The 16316-nt window shown below is 71.7% G+C and carries 13 protein-coding genes; 8 read left to right on the forward strand and 5 right to left on the reverse strand.

The features are described from left to right. The first annotated feature begins 17 nt into the window (after positions 1-17). Positions 18-1871, forward strand: a complete 1854-nt coding sequence (locus tag ACWEOZ_RS36295) for a sigma-70 family RNA polymerase sigma factor (protein ID WP_451915193.1) — start codon at positions 18-20, stop codon at positions 1869-1871. A gap of 22 nt (positions 1872-1893) precedes the next feature. Further along, positions 1894-2901, forward strand: coding sequence for a glucose-6-phosphate dehydrogenase (coenzyme-F420) (gene fgd, locus ACWEOZ_RS36300; protein WP_451915194.1), 1008 nt, complete (start codon positions 1894-1896; stop codon positions 2899-2901). On the opposite strand, the gene ACWEOZ_RS36305 is transcribed toward fgd, so the two are convergent. After that, positions 2898-4010, reverse strand: coding sequence for a glycosyltransferase family 2 protein (locus tag ACWEOZ_RS36305; RefSeq protein ID WP_451915195.1), 1113 nt, complete (start codon positions 4008-4010; stop codon positions 2898-2900). The two genes, fgd and ACWEOZ_RS36305, sit on opposite strands and share 4 nt — an antisense overlap. Before the next feature lie 394 nt (positions 4011-4404). Here ACWEOZ_RS36305 and ACWEOZ_RS36310 point away from each other — a divergent pair, with 394 nt between their 5' ends. Continuing rightward, positions 4405-5271: an LLM class F420-dependent oxidoreductase gene (locus ACWEOZ_RS36310; protein ID WP_451915196.1), complete on the forward strand. Its 867-nt coding sequence runs from the start codon at positions 4405-4407 to the stop codon at positions 5269-5271. Then, positions 5268-5924, forward strand: a complete 657-nt coding sequence (locus tag ACWEOZ_RS36315) for an HAD family hydrolase (protein WP_451915197.1) — start codon at positions 5268-5270, stop codon at positions 5922-5924. The genes ACWEOZ_RS36310 and ACWEOZ_RS36315 overlap by 4 nt, the downstream gene beginning before the upstream one ends. Here ACWEOZ_RS36315 and ACWEOZ_RS36320 read toward each other — a convergent pair. Then, positions 5893-7134 (reverse strand): FAD-dependent monooxygenase, encoded by a 1242-nt coding sequence (locus ACWEOZ_RS36320; RefSeq protein WP_451915198.1) that lies wholly within the window; start codon positions 7132-7134, stop codon positions 5893-5895. The two genes, ACWEOZ_RS36315 and ACWEOZ_RS36320, sit on opposite strands and share 32 nt — an antisense overlap. An 85-nt stretch (positions 7135-7219) precedes the next feature. Between ACWEOZ_RS36320 and ACWEOZ_RS36325 the strand changes: the two genes are divergently transcribed. Next, a complete protein-coding gene (locus ACWEOZ_RS36325) occupies positions 7220-7909 on the forward strand; it encodes a TetR/AcrR family transcriptional regulator (RefSeq protein WP_451915199.1) in 690 nt (229 codons plus the stop codon). Here ACWEOZ_RS36325 and ACWEOZ_RS36330 read toward each other — a convergent pair. Further along, positions 7881-10541: a glycoside hydrolase family 97 catalytic domain-containing protein gene (locus tag ACWEOZ_RS36330; RefSeq protein ID WP_451915200.1), complete on the reverse strand. Its 2661-nt coding sequence runs from the start codon at positions 10539-10541 to the stop codon at positions 7881-7883. The two genes, ACWEOZ_RS36325 and ACWEOZ_RS36330, sit on opposite strands and share 29 nt — an antisense overlap. 113 nt (positions 10542-10654) lie before the next feature. Then, the gene (locus ACWEOZ_RS36335) at positions 10655-12559 is read right to left on the reverse strand and encodes a Xaa-Pro dipeptidyl-peptidase (RefSeq protein ID WP_451915201.1); all 1905 of its coding nucleotides are present in this window, start codon (positions 12557-12559) and stop codon (positions 10655-10657) included. An 87-nt stretch (positions 12560-12646) separates the two neighbouring features. Between ACWEOZ_RS36335 and ACWEOZ_RS36340 the strand changes: the two genes are divergently transcribed. From ACWEOZ_RS36340 to ACWEOZ_RS36350, 3 genes are all read left to right on the forward strand, one after another. After that, the gene (locus ACWEOZ_RS36340) at positions 12647-14356 is read left to right on the forward strand and encodes a sodium:solute symporter family protein (protein WP_451915202.1); all 1710 of its coding nucleotides are present in this window, start codon (positions 12647-12649) and stop codon (positions 14354-14356) included. Positions 14357-14383: 27 nt separating this feature from the next. Next, positions 14384-14719, forward strand: a complete 336-nt coding sequence (locus ACWEOZ_RS36345) for a hypothetical protein (RefSeq protein WP_451915203.1) — start codon at positions 14384-14386, stop codon at positions 14717-14719. 114 nt (positions 14720-14833) lie between these two features. Then, a complete protein-coding gene (locus tag ACWEOZ_RS36350; protein WP_451915204.1) occupies positions 14834-15088 on the forward strand; it encodes a hypothetical protein in 255 nt (84 codons plus the stop codon). Between the two features lie 25 nt (positions 15089-15113). Here ACWEOZ_RS36350 and ACWEOZ_RS36355 read toward each other — a convergent pair whose 3' ends face one another. Then, positions 15114-16241 (reverse strand): PQQ-dependent sugar dehydrogenase, encoded by a 1128-nt coding sequence (locus ACWEOZ_RS36355; RefSeq protein ID WP_451915205.1) that lies wholly within the window; start codon positions 16239-16241, stop codon positions 15114-15116. Positions 16242-16316: the final 75 nt, after the last annotated feature.

A 16316-nucleotide genomic window follows, 5' to 3' on the forward strand; every position in this document is an offset into this window, starting at 1 on the left:
AAGAGGTCAGGACTCTGATGGCGTTTCAACCGGACACCGCGACGGTGGTCGCCGCCCGCGCCGGCGACCCGGCCGCGGTCGACCGCCTGGTCGCCGGGTATCTGCCGCTGGTCTACACGATCGTCGGCCGGGCCCTGGACGGGCACGCGGACGTCGACGACGTCGTGCAGGACACCATGCTGCGCGTCCTGCGCAACCTCGGTGATCTGCGCGAACCCGAGGCGTTCCGGTCCTGGCTGGTAGCCATCACCGTGCGTCAGGTGCGGGAGCGCTACCGGGTGCGCCGGTCGGCGCCGGACACGCTGCTGCCCGACGACGTCCGCGACCCGGGAGCCGATTTCACCGACCTGGCGATCACCCGGCTGGAGCTGGCCGGTCAGCGCCGGGAGACCGCCGAGGCCACCCGCTGGCTCGACGAGGACAACCGGGAGCTGCTCTCGCTGTGGTGGCTGGAGGCCTCCGGCGAGCTGACCCGGGACGAGATCGTCGCCGCGACCGAGGTGACCCGCCAGCACGCGGCGGTACGCATCCAGCGGATGAAGGGCCAGCTGGAGACGGCCCGGGTGGTGGTGCGCGCGCTGGCCGCCAACCCGCCGTGCGCGGATCTGGCGCTGGTCACCGCCGAGTGGGACGGCCGGCCCGGTGCCCTGTGGCGCAAGCGCATCGCCCGTCACACCCGTGACTGCCGGCAGTGCTCACCGGCCTGGTCGGGCCTGGTGGCAGCGGAACGGCTGCTGGTCGGCATGGCCCTGGTGCCGCTGCCGCACACGCTCAGCAGCGGTGCCCTCTCCGCCTTCGGAGGGGCGCAGGCCGGTTCGCACGTCGCGCACGCGGTCTCGGGCAAGGCGCTGGCCGCCAAGATCGCCGTCAAGGGCAGCGTCGGCGTGGGCCGCCGGGTGCTCACCGCGATGCTGGCGACCGGCACGGTGGCCGGTGGAGGGGCGGCCGTGGTCGTGTACTCCAACGCCGACAAGCCGGTCGCCAACGCGGCCGTGATCTCCACCGCCGCGCCCACGCCCCGGCTGTCCCTGCCGGCCGCGCCCACGCCCAGCGCCACCTCGGTGTCGCCGTCGGCCAAGCCCTCGCCGACGAAGAAGAAGACCAAGGCGCCCGTCGTGCCGGTGCCGGCCACCGCGACCTCGGCCAAGAAGGGCGTCGGCACCTGGCAGTTCGACGGCATCAAGGGCGCGCTCGACGATGTCGGCGCCGGCTGGTACTACAACTGGTCCCCCGACAACGACTCCATGCCGGGGCCGGCCGACGTCGAGTTCGTGCCGATGATCTGGGGCAAGGCCAACGTGACGGCCGGGACCCTGGCCAAGGCGAAGCGCGAGGGTGACGTGCTGCTCGGCTTCAACGAGCCGGACATGGGCGGGCAGGCGAACATGAGCGTCGAGGACGCCCTGGCCGCGTGGCCCGAGCTGCAGGCGACCGGCCTGCGGCTGGGCAGCCCGGCCGTCGCCTACGGCGGCGACACCGCCGGCGGCTGGCTGGACCGGTTCATGAAGGGCGCGAGGGAAAAAAATCTGCGCGTCGACTTCATCACGGTGCACTGGTACGGCTCGGACTTCAGCGACGCCGCGGTCGGGCAGTTCCTCGGTTACGTCGACGCGGTGCACGCCCGCTACGACCTGCCGGTCTGGGTCACCGAGTACGGCCTGATGAACTTCACCGGTTCCCCGAAGTACCCCACGGGCGCCCAGGAGGCGGCCTTCATCAAGGGCACCACGACCGGCATGGAGAAGCGTTCCTTCGTCGAGCGGTACGCGTGGTTCGGGCTGCCCGCGGTGGGTGACAGCGTCGACTTCGGTCTCTACAAGGACGCCTCCACCCCGACCGAGGCGGGCAAGGCGTACAAGGCCGCCGGGTAGCGCCGCGGGATAGGGTCGGATCATGATTCGGTTCGGCTACAAGGCATCGGCGGAGCAGTTCGCCCCGCGCGAGTTGCTCCGCTACGGCATCCAGGCCGAGCAGCAGGGCTTCGACTCGGTGTTCGTCAGCGACCACCTGCAGCCGTGGCGGCACGACGGCGGGCACGCCCCCGCCGCGCTGCCCTGGCTCGGCGCGCTGGCCACCAGCACCGAGCGGGTCCTGCTCGGCACCAGCGTGCTCACCCCGACGTTCCGCTACCACCCCGCGGTGGTCGCCCAGGCGTTCGCCACCCTCGGCTGTCTGGCGCCCGGCCGGGTCATCCTCGGGGTGGGCTCGGGGGAGTCCCTCAACGAGGTGCCGCTCGGCCTGCAGTGGCCGGACGGCAAGGAGCGCTTCGCCCGCCTCAAGGAGGCGGTCACCCTGATCCGCCGGCTCTGGAGCGAGGACCGGGTGACCTTCGAGGGCACCTTCTACCGCACCGAGCTGGCCACCATCTACGACAAGCCGGAGCAGCCGGTGCCGATCTACATCGGCGCCTCCGGCCCGGCCGCGACCCGGCTCGCCGGGCGCATCGCCGACGGGTTCATCACCACCAGCGGCAAGGGCATCGAGCTCTACACCGACACGCTGCTGCCGGCCGTCCGCGAGGGCGCCGAGAAGGCGAACCGGTCCCTCGACGACGTCGACCTGATGATCGAGGTCAAGGTCTCCTTCGATCCGGACCTCGAGCAGGCCCGCAACGACACCGCCTACTGGGGTGCGCTGGCGCTCTCGCCGGAGGAGAAGACCGGCGTGGAGGACCCGATCGAGATGCAGCGGCGGGCGGACGCGCTGCCGGTGGACCGTACGGTCACCCGCTGGATCGTCTCGTCGGAGCCGGAGGAGCACGCGGCGAAGGTCGCCGAGTACCTCGACATGGGTTTCAAGCACCTGGTCTTCCACGCGCCGGGCCCGGACCAGGACCGCTTCCTCCGGGTGTACGGCGAGCAGATCCTGCCCCGCCTGCGCGACCGCGTGGCCCAGGGCTAGTACCCCCGGTAGTTCTCGCCCGGCACCGCCCGCAGGTGCGCCGGGCCGTCCCAGCGCTCGTCCCGGCCCTCGCCCTGGATCACGGTGAGGTCCGGGCGGCCGGGCTCGCCGCCGCGCCGCCGCACCGGCCGCCGGCCGTCGCGGGCCCGGCTCTCCCGGACGTCGCGGGGATCCCGGATGTCACGGTCCCGGCCGGGCGGGGGCACCGAGTGCCGGGCCGCGTGCCGCCCGGTCGGCTCGTCCGGGTAGGGGCCCGGCCGGGCCGCCGGCACCTCGAACGCGGCCTCCGGAGGAGCTTCGTAACGAGCCCGCCGCGGCGTCTCGAAGCGAGCTTCCCGCGGTGCCTCGAAGCGAGCCGCCCGGGAGACCTCGTAGCGCTGCGGGGCCGGGCGGCGGCCGATCCGCCACCGGCGGACGTACTCGCTCCACGCGGTCCGCAGGGCGCGCAGCGCCGCGGGCAGGACCCGGCGGGGCCGGTCGTCGCCGTGGATGCGGGGGTAGCCGACCGTGGCGACCTCCACCACCCGCAGGCCCTGGGTCGCCAGCCGCAGCGTGGTCAGGGTGTCGATCTCGGGTCCCTCGCCCCAGGCCGGCCGGCCGCGCTTGGGCCCGCGTGCGTCCGGGGCCGGCAGCTCCAGCGCCGGCAGCAGCTCGCGCCAGTAGGCGTTGTAGGCGCAGCTGAGGTCGGTGAAGCGGGTGCCGAAGAAGAGGTTGACGACCCGGCACAGCAGCGCGTGCCCGAAGCGTTCGGCCGCGCTCGCGTCCCGGTGGTCGCCGCCCGGCCGCAGCCGCGAGCCGTGGGCCGCCTCGGCCCCGGAGAGCAGGGCGTCCACGAAGCGGGGGATCTCCTGCGGGTCGGCCGAGCCGTCCGCGTTGAGCGTGACCACGATGTCGCCGGTGCTCGCGGCGAAGCCGCAGACCAGCGCGTTGCCCTTGCCCGTGCGGGTCTGGCGGACCACGACCACGTCGGGGCGGACCTCACGGGCCACCGCCACGGTGTCGTCGCGGGACCGGCCGTCGACCACGACGACCTCGTCCACCGGCGGCAGGTTCTCCAGGATCAGCGGCAGGTTGTGCTCTTCGTTGAGGGCGGGGATCACGACGGTCACGGTGGGCGACCACGAGGCGTGGTTCGCCGGCTGTCGCGGCGCGGGAGGCATGGCGGTGGCTCCTCGGCGGGTGCGGTTCGGAGGTCATCGGGGGGACCGGGCAACAACTTACCAATCGATTACGGTGCGTCAACTGGTGACGGGAGTGACTCCGGGGCCGGCGGCCGACAGTCATGAATGTGCAGCTCCGGTGCTCCTTTACCGGTTAAGCAGTCGAGAATCGTGACACATCGCCCATTGCTCTGTGTGACGAAAGGGCGGAGTGCGGCACCCCTAAAACCGGCAATACAGGCACGGGTGAATCCGTACGGTGATGGATGGGGGGATAAGGTTCGCCGACGGCCGCCGCTTCCAGGGCCGGTCGGCCACCCGAGCGTGGAGAGGAAATGTCTCAGTGAAACTGGGTCTGCACATCGCCGATTTCACCTGGCCCGAGGGTGCGCCGCGGCTGGGGCCGGTGCTGGCCGACGTGGCCACCGCGGCCGACGAGGCCGGCTTCGACCGGATCAGCGTCATGGACCACCTGTGGCAGATCTTCGGCACGCCGGAGCACGAGATGCTGGAGGCGTACACCGCGCTCGGCTTCCTGGCCGCGCACACCCGCCGCGCCAAGCTGCTCACCCTGGTGACCGGCGTCGTCTATCGCGACCCCGGCCTGCTGGTCAAGGCCGTCACCACCCTCGACGTGCTCTCCGGCGGCCGGGCCATGCTCGGCATCGGCGCCGCCTGGAACGAGGAGGAGTCCCGGGGTCTGGGCCTGTTCTTCCCGCCCACCGCGGAGCGTTTCGAGCGCCTCGAGGAAGCCCTGCAGATCTGCCTGCGGATGTTCCACGGCGACGAGGCACCCTACGACGGCAAGCACTACCAGCTCGGCCGCCTGCTCAACTCCCCGCTCCCGCTGTCGAAGCCGCACCCGCCGATCCTGATCGGTGGAAGCGGTGAGAAGAAGACGCTGCGCTTCGTGGCCAAGTACGCCGACTCGTGCAATCTCTTCGGCGTCCCGGAGATCGAGCACAAGCTCGACGTGCTGCGGCAGCACTGCGTCAACGAGGGCCGCGACTACGACACCATCGAGAAGACGGTGCTGCTCAACCTCGACCCGGGGGAGAAGGGCGAGCGTGTCGGAGAGGTCATCGCCGATCTGACCCGCTACGCCGGTCTCGGTTTCTCGGTCGGGCACGGCATGATCGCCGGCGTCACCGATCTGCGCAAGATCGAGACGCTGCGCACCGAGGTCATGCCGGCGATCGAGGCGCTGTGACGGTGCAGGCTGTGGTCTTCGACCTCGACGGCGTCATCATCGACACCGAGGAGGTCTGGGAGGAGGTGCGCCGCGGCTACGTCGCCGAGCACGGGCGCGAGTTCCTCCCCGACACCCAGACCCGGATGATGGGGATGAGCACCGGCGAGTGGTCCACCCACCTGAGCGCCGAGGTCGGCGTGCCGCGCACCCCGGAACAGGTCGCCGCGGACGTGCTGGCCCGGATGGCCGAGCGCTACCGGTCCGCGCTGCCGCTGATCCCCGGCTCGGTCGAGGCCGTCCGGCGGCTGGCCGGACGCTTCCCGGTCGCCCTGGCCAGCTCGTCCGCCCGGATCCTCATCGACCAGGTCCTGGAGACGGCCGGGCTGGCCCGCACGTTCCGGGTGACGCTGTCCACCGAGGAGGTTCCGCGCGGCAAGCCGGCGCCGGACGTCTATCTGGCCGCGGTCGAGCGCCTCGGCCTGACCCCGGAGGTCTGCGCGGCGGTCGAGGACTCCAGCAACGGCCTGCGGTCGGCGGCCGCGGCGGGGCTCGCGGTCATCGCGGTGCCGCACGGGGTCTACCCGCCCGCGGCCGACGCTCTGGCGTTGGCGAGCCTGGTCATCGACGGTCTGGACGAGCTCACGGCCGAGGCGGTCGAGAAGCTCCGCTGAGCGGTTCTCCGGGCCGGCCCGTGCGGCCGGCCCGGGACCCCGCCTCCGGGTAGGCGGGCAGGTCGATGCCGCTGCTGCGGTCGCCGGCGATCTTGTACGTCATGGTCATGAACCACGCCCGGTTGTGCAGCCAGTTGCGGATGGCCAGGCCGTGCGCCGTCTTCGGGGCCAGGAACCGGCCCGCGCCCGCACCGCCCTTCTGCGCGCGCTTGGCGAAGCGGCTGATCCGGTCTTCGTAACGGGGGAACGCCACGGTGTGGTCGCCGTCCGCCGCGGCCAGTTCACCGGCCAGCGTGTACGCCGCCACCAGCGCCGTACCGTTGCCCATGCCGCCGATGGTGGCCCCGCACGCCGCGTCGCCGACCAGGGCGATCCGCCCCCGCGACCACGGCTCGATGTCCACCCGGCAGATCTGGTCGAAGTAGAGGTCGTCGGCGGTGTCCAGGGCGGCCAGCATGCGCGGCACCTTCCAGCCGAGGTCCGCGAAACGCTCGCGCACCAGCTGCTTCTGGGCGTCGAGGTCGTGCCGGTCGTAGGCCAGCTCCGGCGATGCGAAGGTGACGAACGCGCCGGCCCGGGCCGGGTCCCGGTGATCGCCGCCGATCGAGGCCAGCCGCCCGGGGGTGTTGTAGTTCAGCGTGTCGCGGCCCAGGCCGAGGTGGTTGGGCATCGTCCAGCCGGCCACGTAGTAGCCGAGATGGGAGACGTACCGCCGTTCCGGGCCGAAGGTCAGCCGGCGGACGTTCGAGTGCACCCCGTCGGCCCCGATGACCAGGTCGAAGGTGCGCTGCCGGCCGGAGGCGAAGGTGACCTCGACGCCGTCCGGCGTCTCGTGCAGGGCCGCGATGCTGTCGCCGAAGAGGTACTCGGTGTGCTCGCCGGCCGCGCAGAGGATCCGGGACAGGTCACCGCGCAGGATCTCGACCTCACCGCCGGCGAAGTCGGCGGGCATCTCCATGGTCCGCTGCCCGTCCGCGGTGACGAAGCGCATCGCGGTGCCGCCGGTCTGCACCTCGCGCAGCGCGTCCAGCACGCCCATCCGCTCGAGCAGGCCCAGGTGGACCGGGCCGCGGAAGTCGACGGCGTTGCCGCCGGTGCGCAGGGCCGGGGCGATCTCGACGATCGTCGGCCGGAAGCCGTGGTGGCCCAGCCAGTAGGCCAGGGCGGGCCCGGCGATGCTCGCGCCCGAGATCAGGACCGTGCCGGTCATGGTGGCTCCAAACTGTGTCCATAGGTATCAGTTATTTCTGTGTACGGTAGAGACAGTTGTCGCCGGAGCGCAAGAGGGTTGTCCGATGTCAGTGGAGTTCCTGTGGGGCGGGCGGGCCCAGCCCACGCGCGGGCCCAAGCCGGCGCTGACCCTGGAGAGCATCACGGACGTCGCGATCGCGGTCGCCGACGCGGAGGGCCTGGCCGCCGTCTCCATGCAGCGCGTCGCCGCCGAGCTCGGCAAGACCAAGATGTCGCTCTACCGCTACCTGCCGGGCAAGGCGGAGCTGGTGGCCCTGATGATCGAACGGGCGATCGGGGAGCCGCCGGTGCTGTCGGCCGGCTCCTGGCGCGGCGCGCTCACGCAGTGGTCGGAGCAGCTCTTCGCGGCCTACCTGCGGCACCCGTGGTCGGTCGACGCCACGGTCGGGCGGCGTCCGCTCGGCCCGCGCGAGCTCGGCTGGATGGAGTGCGCCCTGGCCGCCCTGGGCTCAGGGTCCGGGCTCACCGGGGCGGAACGGCTGGACGCGATCGCGGTGCTGGCCGGGCACGCCCGGATGCTGGCGCAGCAGTCCGCCGCCCGGCTCGACGAGCACGGGATGAACGCCGCGATGACCGAGGTCATGACCCTGCACGGCGCGCGCTTCCCGCAGCTGACCGCGGCCATGCGCGAGACGGCCGTCGAGGGCGGCCAGGACCAGGCGTTCGCCTTCGGCCTGGACCGCATCCTCGACGGCCTCGCCGCCCTTATCGACCGGCGCTCGGCGCGCAGCTGAGCCGGGCGTCGGCCCAGTCCGCGTGGTCGAAGTTGCGGCCGTCCCCGCCGTCGGTGGCCCGCAGGGTCAGGATCCGCACGCCGGTGACATCGACGCTGAGCGCGGCGCCCGGATCGGCGCTGCGCCGGATCCCGGTCGCGGCCAGCGTCCGCGCGTCGCCGAGCACCTGGAAGTCCACGGAGCCGGACTGGGTCACCTCGTCGTCGATGCCGGCCACCGCGGTGAAGCCGGTGCAGGCACCGCCCAGCCAGACCGTGATCTCGCCGGGGGCGTGCATGCCGAGGCCCTTGGCGTACACGGTGCCGCGGATGGTCAGCGGCCGGCCGTCACCGCGGTCGGCCTCCCCGTTGGACCGGTCGCGCTCGACCGGCCCGTACCCGTTGGTCTCGCTCAGGAACGGCAGGTCGCTGACCGCCGGGGTGCCGGCCGGGTCGGCCGGCGGCACCAGGACCCGGACCGCCTGCTCGACGTGCACCGGCCGGCGGCTTCCCGGGGCGTCGGGCGAGCCCGGATCGGCCGGGAAGGTGAAGTCCGCCGCGACCGGCAGGTCGGTGAAGCCGGTGGCGAGACCGGCCGGTGCGGTGAGCCGCCAGGTGCCGCGCAGGGTGTCGCCGCCGCGCATGGTGGCATCGCGGACGGCCGCGCCGGAAACGGTCCAGCCCGCCGGCGGTACGGGCGCCAGCGTCACTCCGGTGATCGGCCCACCGGCGGGCAACGTGAACGTCGCCGACACCGACACCGTCCCCTCCGGACGGACATCCGCGCTCGCCGGGTCCACGGTCAGCGTCGTGGCGGGCACCCGCCGCACAGGCCGATCACAGGTCGCCGACCCGGTGTACGCGCACAGCACGGTGACGAACCCGCCGTTGGTGCGCTCCGGCACGGTCAGCGTGTCGCCGCGACGCACGATCCGGCTCTCCCGCACCAGCCCGCCGTCGCCGTCGCGCAGCGTCTCGGCCAGGTAGCGCCCGCTGCCCAGGAACGCGAGCGGGGTGCTGAACGTCTTGGCGGCCACCGCGGAGATGCCGCCGACGTACCAGCGGTCGTCGTGGCGCCGGGCGATGACGGCCTCCTGGCCGGGTGCACCGGCGAGCAGCTTCGTCTCGTCCCACACGGTCGGCAGCTGGCTCAGCGTCCGCAGGGCCTCGGGATGCGACTCGTACGTCTCGGGCTTGTCGGCCGGGTGCTGCCAGCCGGACTCGTAGACCACCGCGAGGGCCACCTCGTGCGCGTCGGTGGTGTCCCGGTCGGCCACCACCCAGGTCACCGGCGTGTAGTCCATGCCACCGACGACGTTGCGCGTGAACGGGAACATCGTGTTGGTGGCGGCCCGGGTCCGGAACTGCTCGGCGCCGCGGATCCCCTCCAGCGTCATGACGTGCGGCCAGGTGCGCTGGATGCCGCGCGGGATGGTCGCGCCGTGGAAGTTCACCATCAACTTGTGGGCGGCGGTGGCGGCCAGGATGTCGTCGTACCACCGGAAGCGGGCCTGGCTGTCCGAGTCCATGAAGTCCACCTTGACCCCGGCCACCCCCCACGACTTGAGCAGCGGCAGCATGGTGTCCCGCTCCTGCGCGGTGTCCAGCGCGGTCCAGTGGAACCAGAGCAGCACGTCGACGCCGCGGGCCCGGGCGTAGCGGACCACGCCGGGCACCCAGTCGGCGCTCCAGCCCTCGTCGATGAGCACGTAGGGCCAGCCGTTGCGGGCGGCGAAGTCGATGTACTGCCGTTGCCGCGCCGGGTCGCCCGGGCTGCTGTGCTCCGAGAGCCAGGACCAGGCGGTGGTGCCGGGCCGCACCCAGGAGGTGTCGGTGAGCTTCGCCGGCGGGGCCAGGTCGTCGACCAGCATCGAGCCGGTGACGGTGGCCAGATCGCCGACGATCGCCGTACGCCAGGGGGTGGCCAGCCGGCCGGTCGCCACGATCTGCGGGTCGGCGAGCTTGATCGCGTACGCGCCCGAGCCGGTGCTGTGGGTCAGCCGGGCGCCGGAGTAGCGACCGTCCACGTCGGACTCGGTGATGAGGGCGTAGTTGCCGCCGACCCGGAACAGCGACGGAAAGCCGTAGTCACCGGTGGCGGCCGCGCCCGCGGTGGTCTGCACCCGCTCGTTCTCGTAGTTGGGGGAGTACGGCAGCAGCCATGCAGGTGCGTCGGCCGGCAGCGAGAACGACGACGTCTCCCCGGTGATCGTGCCACCGGCCGGCAGCACGTACCGGTAGGCGGCGCCCTCGGCCGAGACCCGCACCACGACGTCCAGGCGGGCCCCGCCGGCGCCGGTGAAGGCGAACGTCGACTCGGTGAGCGTGACGTCGCGGACCAGCTGCTTGCCGGTGGTCTTGGTGTACCGCTCGCGGACCGTACGGTTGCCGCGCGACACGAAGCTCAGCCCCGCGCCGAGGTCGGCGGTGGTGGTGACGAGGCCGATCGGTGCCGGGGGCAGCACGGCCGTGCCGGCCCGGTCGACCCCGAAGCTGAGCCGGCCGGCCTCGTCGAGGGCGAGCCGCGCGTCGACCGCGGCGCCCGGGCCTCTCACGGACCAGGACAGCGGCTCCGCGGCGGCCGCCGGAGCGGCCAATGTGGTGGCAGCCAGGGCCGCACCGAGCACAGTGGAGGACAGTCGCCGTAGGCGCATCGAATCTCCTTCGCGTCGAAGGATGACCATATTTCACACGCGTTACGGAGATCCAGAATAATATTTGTTACCGTCGATCGGGCCCGGCGGGATACGCCGGGCCCGATGCCTGGCTACTGCGGAAGCTGCCGGCGGTCGGCCGGAGCGCGCCGTTCCGCCGGGCTGACCGGCGCGGTGCTGACGGTCGCGTCGGCCGGGGCCGGCGTGAGCGTGGCGCGGCCGGTGACCGGCAGGTTCAGGCGGCTGGCGGCCAGGTCGACCCGCACGGTGGCCCCGGTGTTCGGCGCCTCGGTGAATTCCGGGTCGCTCTGGGTCAGGACCAGGCCCAGGGTGTGCCCGGCCGCGACCGTCACGTCGTAGGCGCTGAGCGGGACCGTCACGGTGTACCAGCGGTCCGGCCGCAGCGGCGTCGTGAAGCGCAGCGACACGTGGTGCGCGGCGTCCAGCCAGCCGCGGGTCAGCACCTCGTGGTCGGAGGTCACCACCCGCTCGGCGACGTCTCGGTAGCAGGCGTCGTCGGCCGCCGTCGATGCTCCCCAGCACGACTCCGTCGCCAAGGTCCGCACACCTTCACCGCTGCCGTAGTCCACCCGGGTGCCGGTGCCGTAGTCGACCAGCTTGGCGGTGAGCTGGGTCGTCGGGCGGTCGACGCGGACCCGCAACCGGACGGACGGGGAGCCGGAGATGCGCAGCGGCGCGCGCAGCGGCCCGTAGAGCACGGCGAGCCGGCCTTCGACCTCCTCCGACGGCGACGCCACGGCCGCGTCCTCGGTCAGCGACGCGTCGGTGTACGAGGCCACCGCCGACCCCAGCGGCACACTGACCTTGCGGGTGCCCGGCAACGGCCAGTTCCGGGCCGCGGTGAAGACGCCGGGTGCCGTCTCGATCGTCGCCCGCGGCTGGGCCATGACGCCGTTGTGCAGGCCCTGCAGCCAGTAGTCGAACCACTGGTGCAGGGTGTCGACCCACTCCGCGCGGCGGACGTCGAACGGGTCCACGTGCCCGGTGCGGTGCAGCCAGATCTTGCGCGGCACGCCCTGCTCGGCCAGCTCCTGCCACCAGGCCGCGAACTGCGGCGTGGCCACGTTCAGGTCGTTGAGGCCGTGCACCACGAACACGCTCGCCCGGACCCGGCCGGCGGCCGGACGGTAGTCGCGGGCGCGCCAGAACGCGTTGTAGTCACCGGTGTCGTCCGCGCTGTCGGTGGCCAGCGAGGAGGTCACCGCCGCGCACTCGGTGAGCCGGTCGCTGACCACGGACTGCAGGTAGTTCGGGTAGCCCGAGGAGCGCAGAGAGCCGTGGTAGCGCATGTAGTCGTACCAGCTGGAGATGGCCGAGATCGGCACGATGGTCTCCAGGCCCCGCACCCCGGTGGCGGCGACGCCGTTGGCCACCGAGCCGTCCCAGGACTTGCCGATCATGCCGACCTTGCCGGTGCTCCAGGCGCGGGCCGAGACCGGGGTGCCGTCGGCGGTGAAGCCCCGGGCCCGCCCGTTGAGCCAGTCGATCGCCGCGCGGGCCCCGGCCACCTCGGCCGGGCCGCCGACGTCCTCGCAGCCCGTCGAGCGGCTGGTGCCGCTGAGGTCGACGGCGGCGAAGGCGTACCCGCGGGGCACGAAGTAGTTGTCGTAGAACAGCGGTGCCTTGCTGATCACGCCCTGGGCGTCGTACTCCTTGAGCTCGCCCTCGTTGCCGCGGCCGCAGCAGGCGTAGTAGGGCGAGGCGTCCATGATGATCGGCACCTTGACGCCGGCGGCCGTGCGCGGGCGGACCAGGTCGACCGCGACCCGGTCGGGCACGCCGTCCTGGTCGGCGTCGGTGGGGGTCTGGACCCACACGCTCTCGCGGATCGCGTCGGCGTAGTCGTAGACGGGCACGGTCTCGCCGCCGCGCACGAAGGGCGGGGTGGCCGAGGCGGGTGCGGGCCCGTTCAGGAACCCGGCGAGCACGACAAGTGCGACGAGCAGAGCTCGGGGTACGGCAACCGGCATGGCGGTCCTTCCGGGAACGATGGACATCCACGCCATTCGATCGCATGACGGGCCCCGGGTGAAGGAGGATCGGGCAATTTACCTGGATGGCACAACCAGGTGTGAAGGATCTTCATGACGGGTATCGCCGCGGGGACTGCACAGGAGGTGCCCGTGGAGACGCTCGCGGCTGAAGGGCTACGGCTCGATCTCGACGTATTCGACTACCTGATCCTCGCGATCTATTTCGCGACCGTCCTGGGCGTCGGCTTCGCCGCCCGAAGAGCGATCAAGACCAGCGCCGACTTCTTCCTGTCCGGCCGGTCGATGCCGGCCTGGGTCACCGGCCTGGCGTTCGTGTCGGCCAACCTGGGTGCCCTCGAGATCATCGGCATGGCCGCCAACGGCGCCCAGTACGGCCTGATGACCCTGCACTACTACTGGATCGGCGCCGTACCGGCCATGGTGTTCCTGGGCATCGTGATGATGCCCTTCTACTATGGCTCCAAGGTCCGCAGCGTTCCCGAGTTCCTGCGGCTGCGGTTCAACCGCCCGACCCACCTGTTCAACGCGCTGAGTTTCGCGCTCGCCCAGGTGCTGATCGCCGGCGTCAACCTCTACGCCCTCGCCCTGGTCCTGGACGCCCTGCTCGGCTGGCCGCTCTGGCTGTCGATCGTGATCGGCGCGGCCATCGTGCTGCTCTACATCGGGATCGGCGGGCTCTCCTCGGCGATCTACAACGAGGTGCTGCAGTTCTTCGTCATCCTGGCCGGGCTCATCCCGATCACCATCGTCGGCCTGGTCAAGGTCGGCGGCATCAACGGCCTCTTCGACGCGGTCCGGGACAGCAAGCTCGGCGAGGCGGCCCTGCACACCTGGCAGGGCACGGCCGGCTCGGACAACCCGCTGGGCGCGAACTGGATCGGCATCGTCTTCGGCCTGGGCTTCGTGCTCTCGTTCGGCTACTGGACGACGAACTTCGCCGAGGTGCAGCGGGCGCTCTCGGCCAAGGACATGAGCGCCGCCCGGCGCACCCCGATCATCGGCGCCTTCCCCAAGCTGCTGATCCCGGTGGTCACGGTCATCCCCGGCCTGATCGCCATCGTCACGGTCAAAGGGCTCGGCGCCGACGAGGGTGACCTGGTCTACAACAACGCCATCCCGTTGCTCATGCGCGACCTGCTGCCCAACGGTGTGCTCGGCGTCGCGGTGACCGGTCTGATCGCCTCGTTCATGGCCGGCATGGCCGCCAACGTGAGCGGCTTCAACACCGTCTTCACGTACGACATCTGGCAGACGTACATCCGCAAGGACCGTTCCGACGACTACTACCTGCGCATCGGCCGGTTCGCCACGGTCGGCGGGATCGTCGTCGGCATCGGCACCGCGTTCATCGCCGCCGGCTTCAGCAACATCATGAACTACATCCAGACGCTGTTCTCGCTCTTCAACGCCCCGTTGTTCGCGACCTTCATCGTGGGCATGTTCTGGAAGCGGATGACCGCCTGGGCCGGCTTCTGGTCGCTGCTGCTCGGCACGGCGTCCTCGCTCACGCTGTACCTGCTCTACCTGGCCGACGTGATCAAGTTCAACTCCGACCTGGAGGAGAGCTTCTGGGGCGCGGGCCTGGCCTTCGCCACGGCCGTCGTGGTCGCCGTCGCGGTGACGCTGTTCACCGAGTCCAAGCCGGAGAACGAGCTGCGTGGCCTGGTCTACGGCCTGGGTGGCCCCACCACCTCCGGCGAGGTGATCGTCGCCGGGGACAAGGTCTGGTGGCGCAACCCCGTCCTGCTCGGCGCGATCGCCGTCGGACTGGCCTTCCTGCTCTACATCCCCGTCTGGTAATCGGCGCGAGCCACGAGAGGAGTCGACATGTCGCAGGAGTCCAACCGGCCCGACGACGAGCAGCTGGCGCAGGGCGAGGATCTGGAGAAGGTGTCGGCCGCCGCGCGCCTGTTCGACGTGCGCCGGGTGATCGGCGGGTTGTTCGTGGTCTACGGCGTGATCGTCACGCTGCTCGGGATCTTCGACAGCGCGTCTGAGATCGACAAAGCACAGGGCGTCCGGATCAACCTCTGGATGGGTCTGGCCATGCTGGCGCTGGGCGGGCTGTTCCTGCTCTGGCTGCGGCTGAGCCCGACCGAGGTGCCCGCGGCGAAGGCGGATCCGGACGCCGACGTGGGCCCGCGGAAGCCTGTGGGGAACTGAACGGCAACCCGGGCCGCCCGATTGATGGAGAAGCCGGTGCGGCCCGGGTGCAAGACGGTTGCACCCCTGTCCTGAACCTTCCGATTCACCGGGGTTGCTCCCGATACTCAGGTCATGGAACCCCTCGCCTCAGTGAGCTTCGCCGGTGGTGCAGGACAACGGCCCGTCGGCTGGCAGATGCAGCTTCGCGTTGACTATGCGGTCAACAAGGTCATGCAGACGCATCGCGGCAAGTCCGAGGATGAAGTTGCGCAGGCCATTCAGGATCAGCTGCGTAGTGTCGGCGTCGTGCCGAACTACCGGCAGATCGCCCAGTACGCGGCGGCCATCTCCACTCTGCCGCTGCTTCCGCCCAACAATCGGACGTGACACCTGCGCTCCGCCGCCCGAGCCGTCACCGGGCGCGGAAGCGCAGGATCCGGTCGTCGCCATCCTGGACGTCGCCTCGGCCGTCCGTGTTCGAGGTGGTGAGCCAGAGGGCACCGTCCGGCGCGACGGCCACCGTGCGTAGCCGTCCGTACCGTCCGGAGAACTCGGCCTTCGGCTCGCCACCGGCGAGCGGTACGGTCCACAACCGCTGCCCCCGCAGCGCGGCGACGTACAGGGTGTCGCCGGCGATCGCCGCCCCGGAGGGGGAGGCCTCATCGGTGCTCCACGTGACGATCGGGTCGACGTAGTCCTCGTCGCCTCCCTTGCCCTCGACCTCGGGCCAGCCGTAGTTGCCGCCGGGCTCGATCTTGTTGACTTCGTCGAGGCGGTTCTGGCCGAACTCGATGCCGTACATCGTGCCGTCGGCCGCCCAGGCCAGGCCCTGCACGTTGCGGTGCCCCAGGCTCCAGACCGGCGAGCCGGCCTTCGGGTTGCCCGGCGCCGGCCGGCCCTCCGGGGTCAGCCGCAGGATCTTGCCGTTGGTGTCGCCGGCGTCCTGCGACGCGCGGCCGTCCCCGGCGTCCCCGGTGCCCACGTAGAGCATCTTGTCCGGGCCGAAGGCGATCCGGCCGCCGTTGTGGATGCCGGCCTTGGTGATCCCGTCGAAGATCACTTCCGGGGCGCCCCCGCCGAGCTTGAACCGTACGATCCGGTTGTCGTCCGCCGCCGTGTGGTAGGCGTAGACCCACCGGGTCCGGGCGTAGTCCGCGGCGACCGCCAGGCCGAGCAGCCCGCCCTCGCCGTCGGCCGCGACCCCCGGCACCGTGAAGACCTGCTCCGGCTTCGCGCCGCCCGTCCGCACCCGCAGCACGTGCCCGCTGTCCCGCTCGGCGACCAGCGCGCTGCCGTCGGGCAGGAAGGCCATTCCCCACGGCACCTCGAGCCCGGTCGCCACGGTCTCCGGGGCGCTCAGGTCGGGGGTGCCGCGGTCTGTGGACGGGGCGGCCGAGGCGGGTGCGGTGGCTGCCGGCGCGCTGGCACGGGGAGCGGGAGCGGCAGCCGGCTCCTCGGCGGAGCAAGCGGCCAGCAGGGCCGCGCCAGCAGCGGTAACAGCCACTTGCCAGCGCATCCTCGACCGATCGGCGGTTGACATGGCACCCACCGTGCCTCGCCCGGCTGAGAGAAACCTGAACGGGTACGGACCGTTATCATTTCTTCACCGATACAG

The sequence above is a fragment of the Actinoplanes sp. NPDC004185 genome (assembly GCF_053603475.1).

Excerpts from the sequence above, each read along its gene's own strand:
- ACWEOZ_RS36355 (WP_451915205.1), bottom strand. The coding sequence starts at position 16,241 with ATGTCAACCGCCGATCGGTCGAGGATGCGCTGGCAAGTGGCTGTTACC.
- ACWEOZ_RS36335 (WP_451915201.1), bottom strand. The coding sequence starts at position 12,559 with ATGTCCATCGTTCCCGGAAGGACCGCCATGCCGGTTGCCGTACCCCGA.
- ACWEOZ_RS36320 (WP_451915198.1), bottom strand. The coding sequence starts at position 7,134 with ATGACCGGCACGGTCCTGATCTCGGGCGCGAGCATCGCCGGGCCCGCC.
- ACWEOZ_RS36325 (WP_451915199.1), top strand. The coding sequence starts at position 7,220 with ATGTCAGTGGAGTTCCTGTGGGGCGGGCGGGCCCAGCCCACGCGCGGG.
- ACWEOZ_RS36330 (WP_451915200.1), bottom strand. The coding sequence starts at position 10,541 with ATGCGCCTACGGCGACTGTCCTCCACTGTGCTCGGTGCGGCCCTGGCT.
- ACWEOZ_RS36345 (WP_451915203.1), top strand. The coding sequence starts at position 14,384 with ATGTCGCAGGAGTCCAACCGGCCCGACGACGAGCAGCTGGCGCAGGGC.
- fgd (WP_451915194.1), top strand. The coding sequence starts at position 1,894 with ATGATTCGGTTCGGCTACAAGGCATCGGCGGAGCAGTTCGCCCCGCGC.
- ACWEOZ_RS36350 (WP_451915204.1), top strand. The coding sequence starts at position 14,834 with ATGGAACCCCTCGCCTCAGTGAGCTTCGCCGGTGGTGCAGGACAACGG.
- ACWEOZ_RS36295 (WP_451915193.1), top strand. The coding sequence starts at position 18 with ATGGCGTTTCAACCGGACACCGCGACGGTGGTCGCCGCCCGCGCCGGC.
- ACWEOZ_RS36340 (WP_451915202.1), top strand. The coding sequence starts at position 12,647 with ATGACGGGTATCGCCGCGGGGACTGCACAGGAGGTGCCCGTGGAGACG.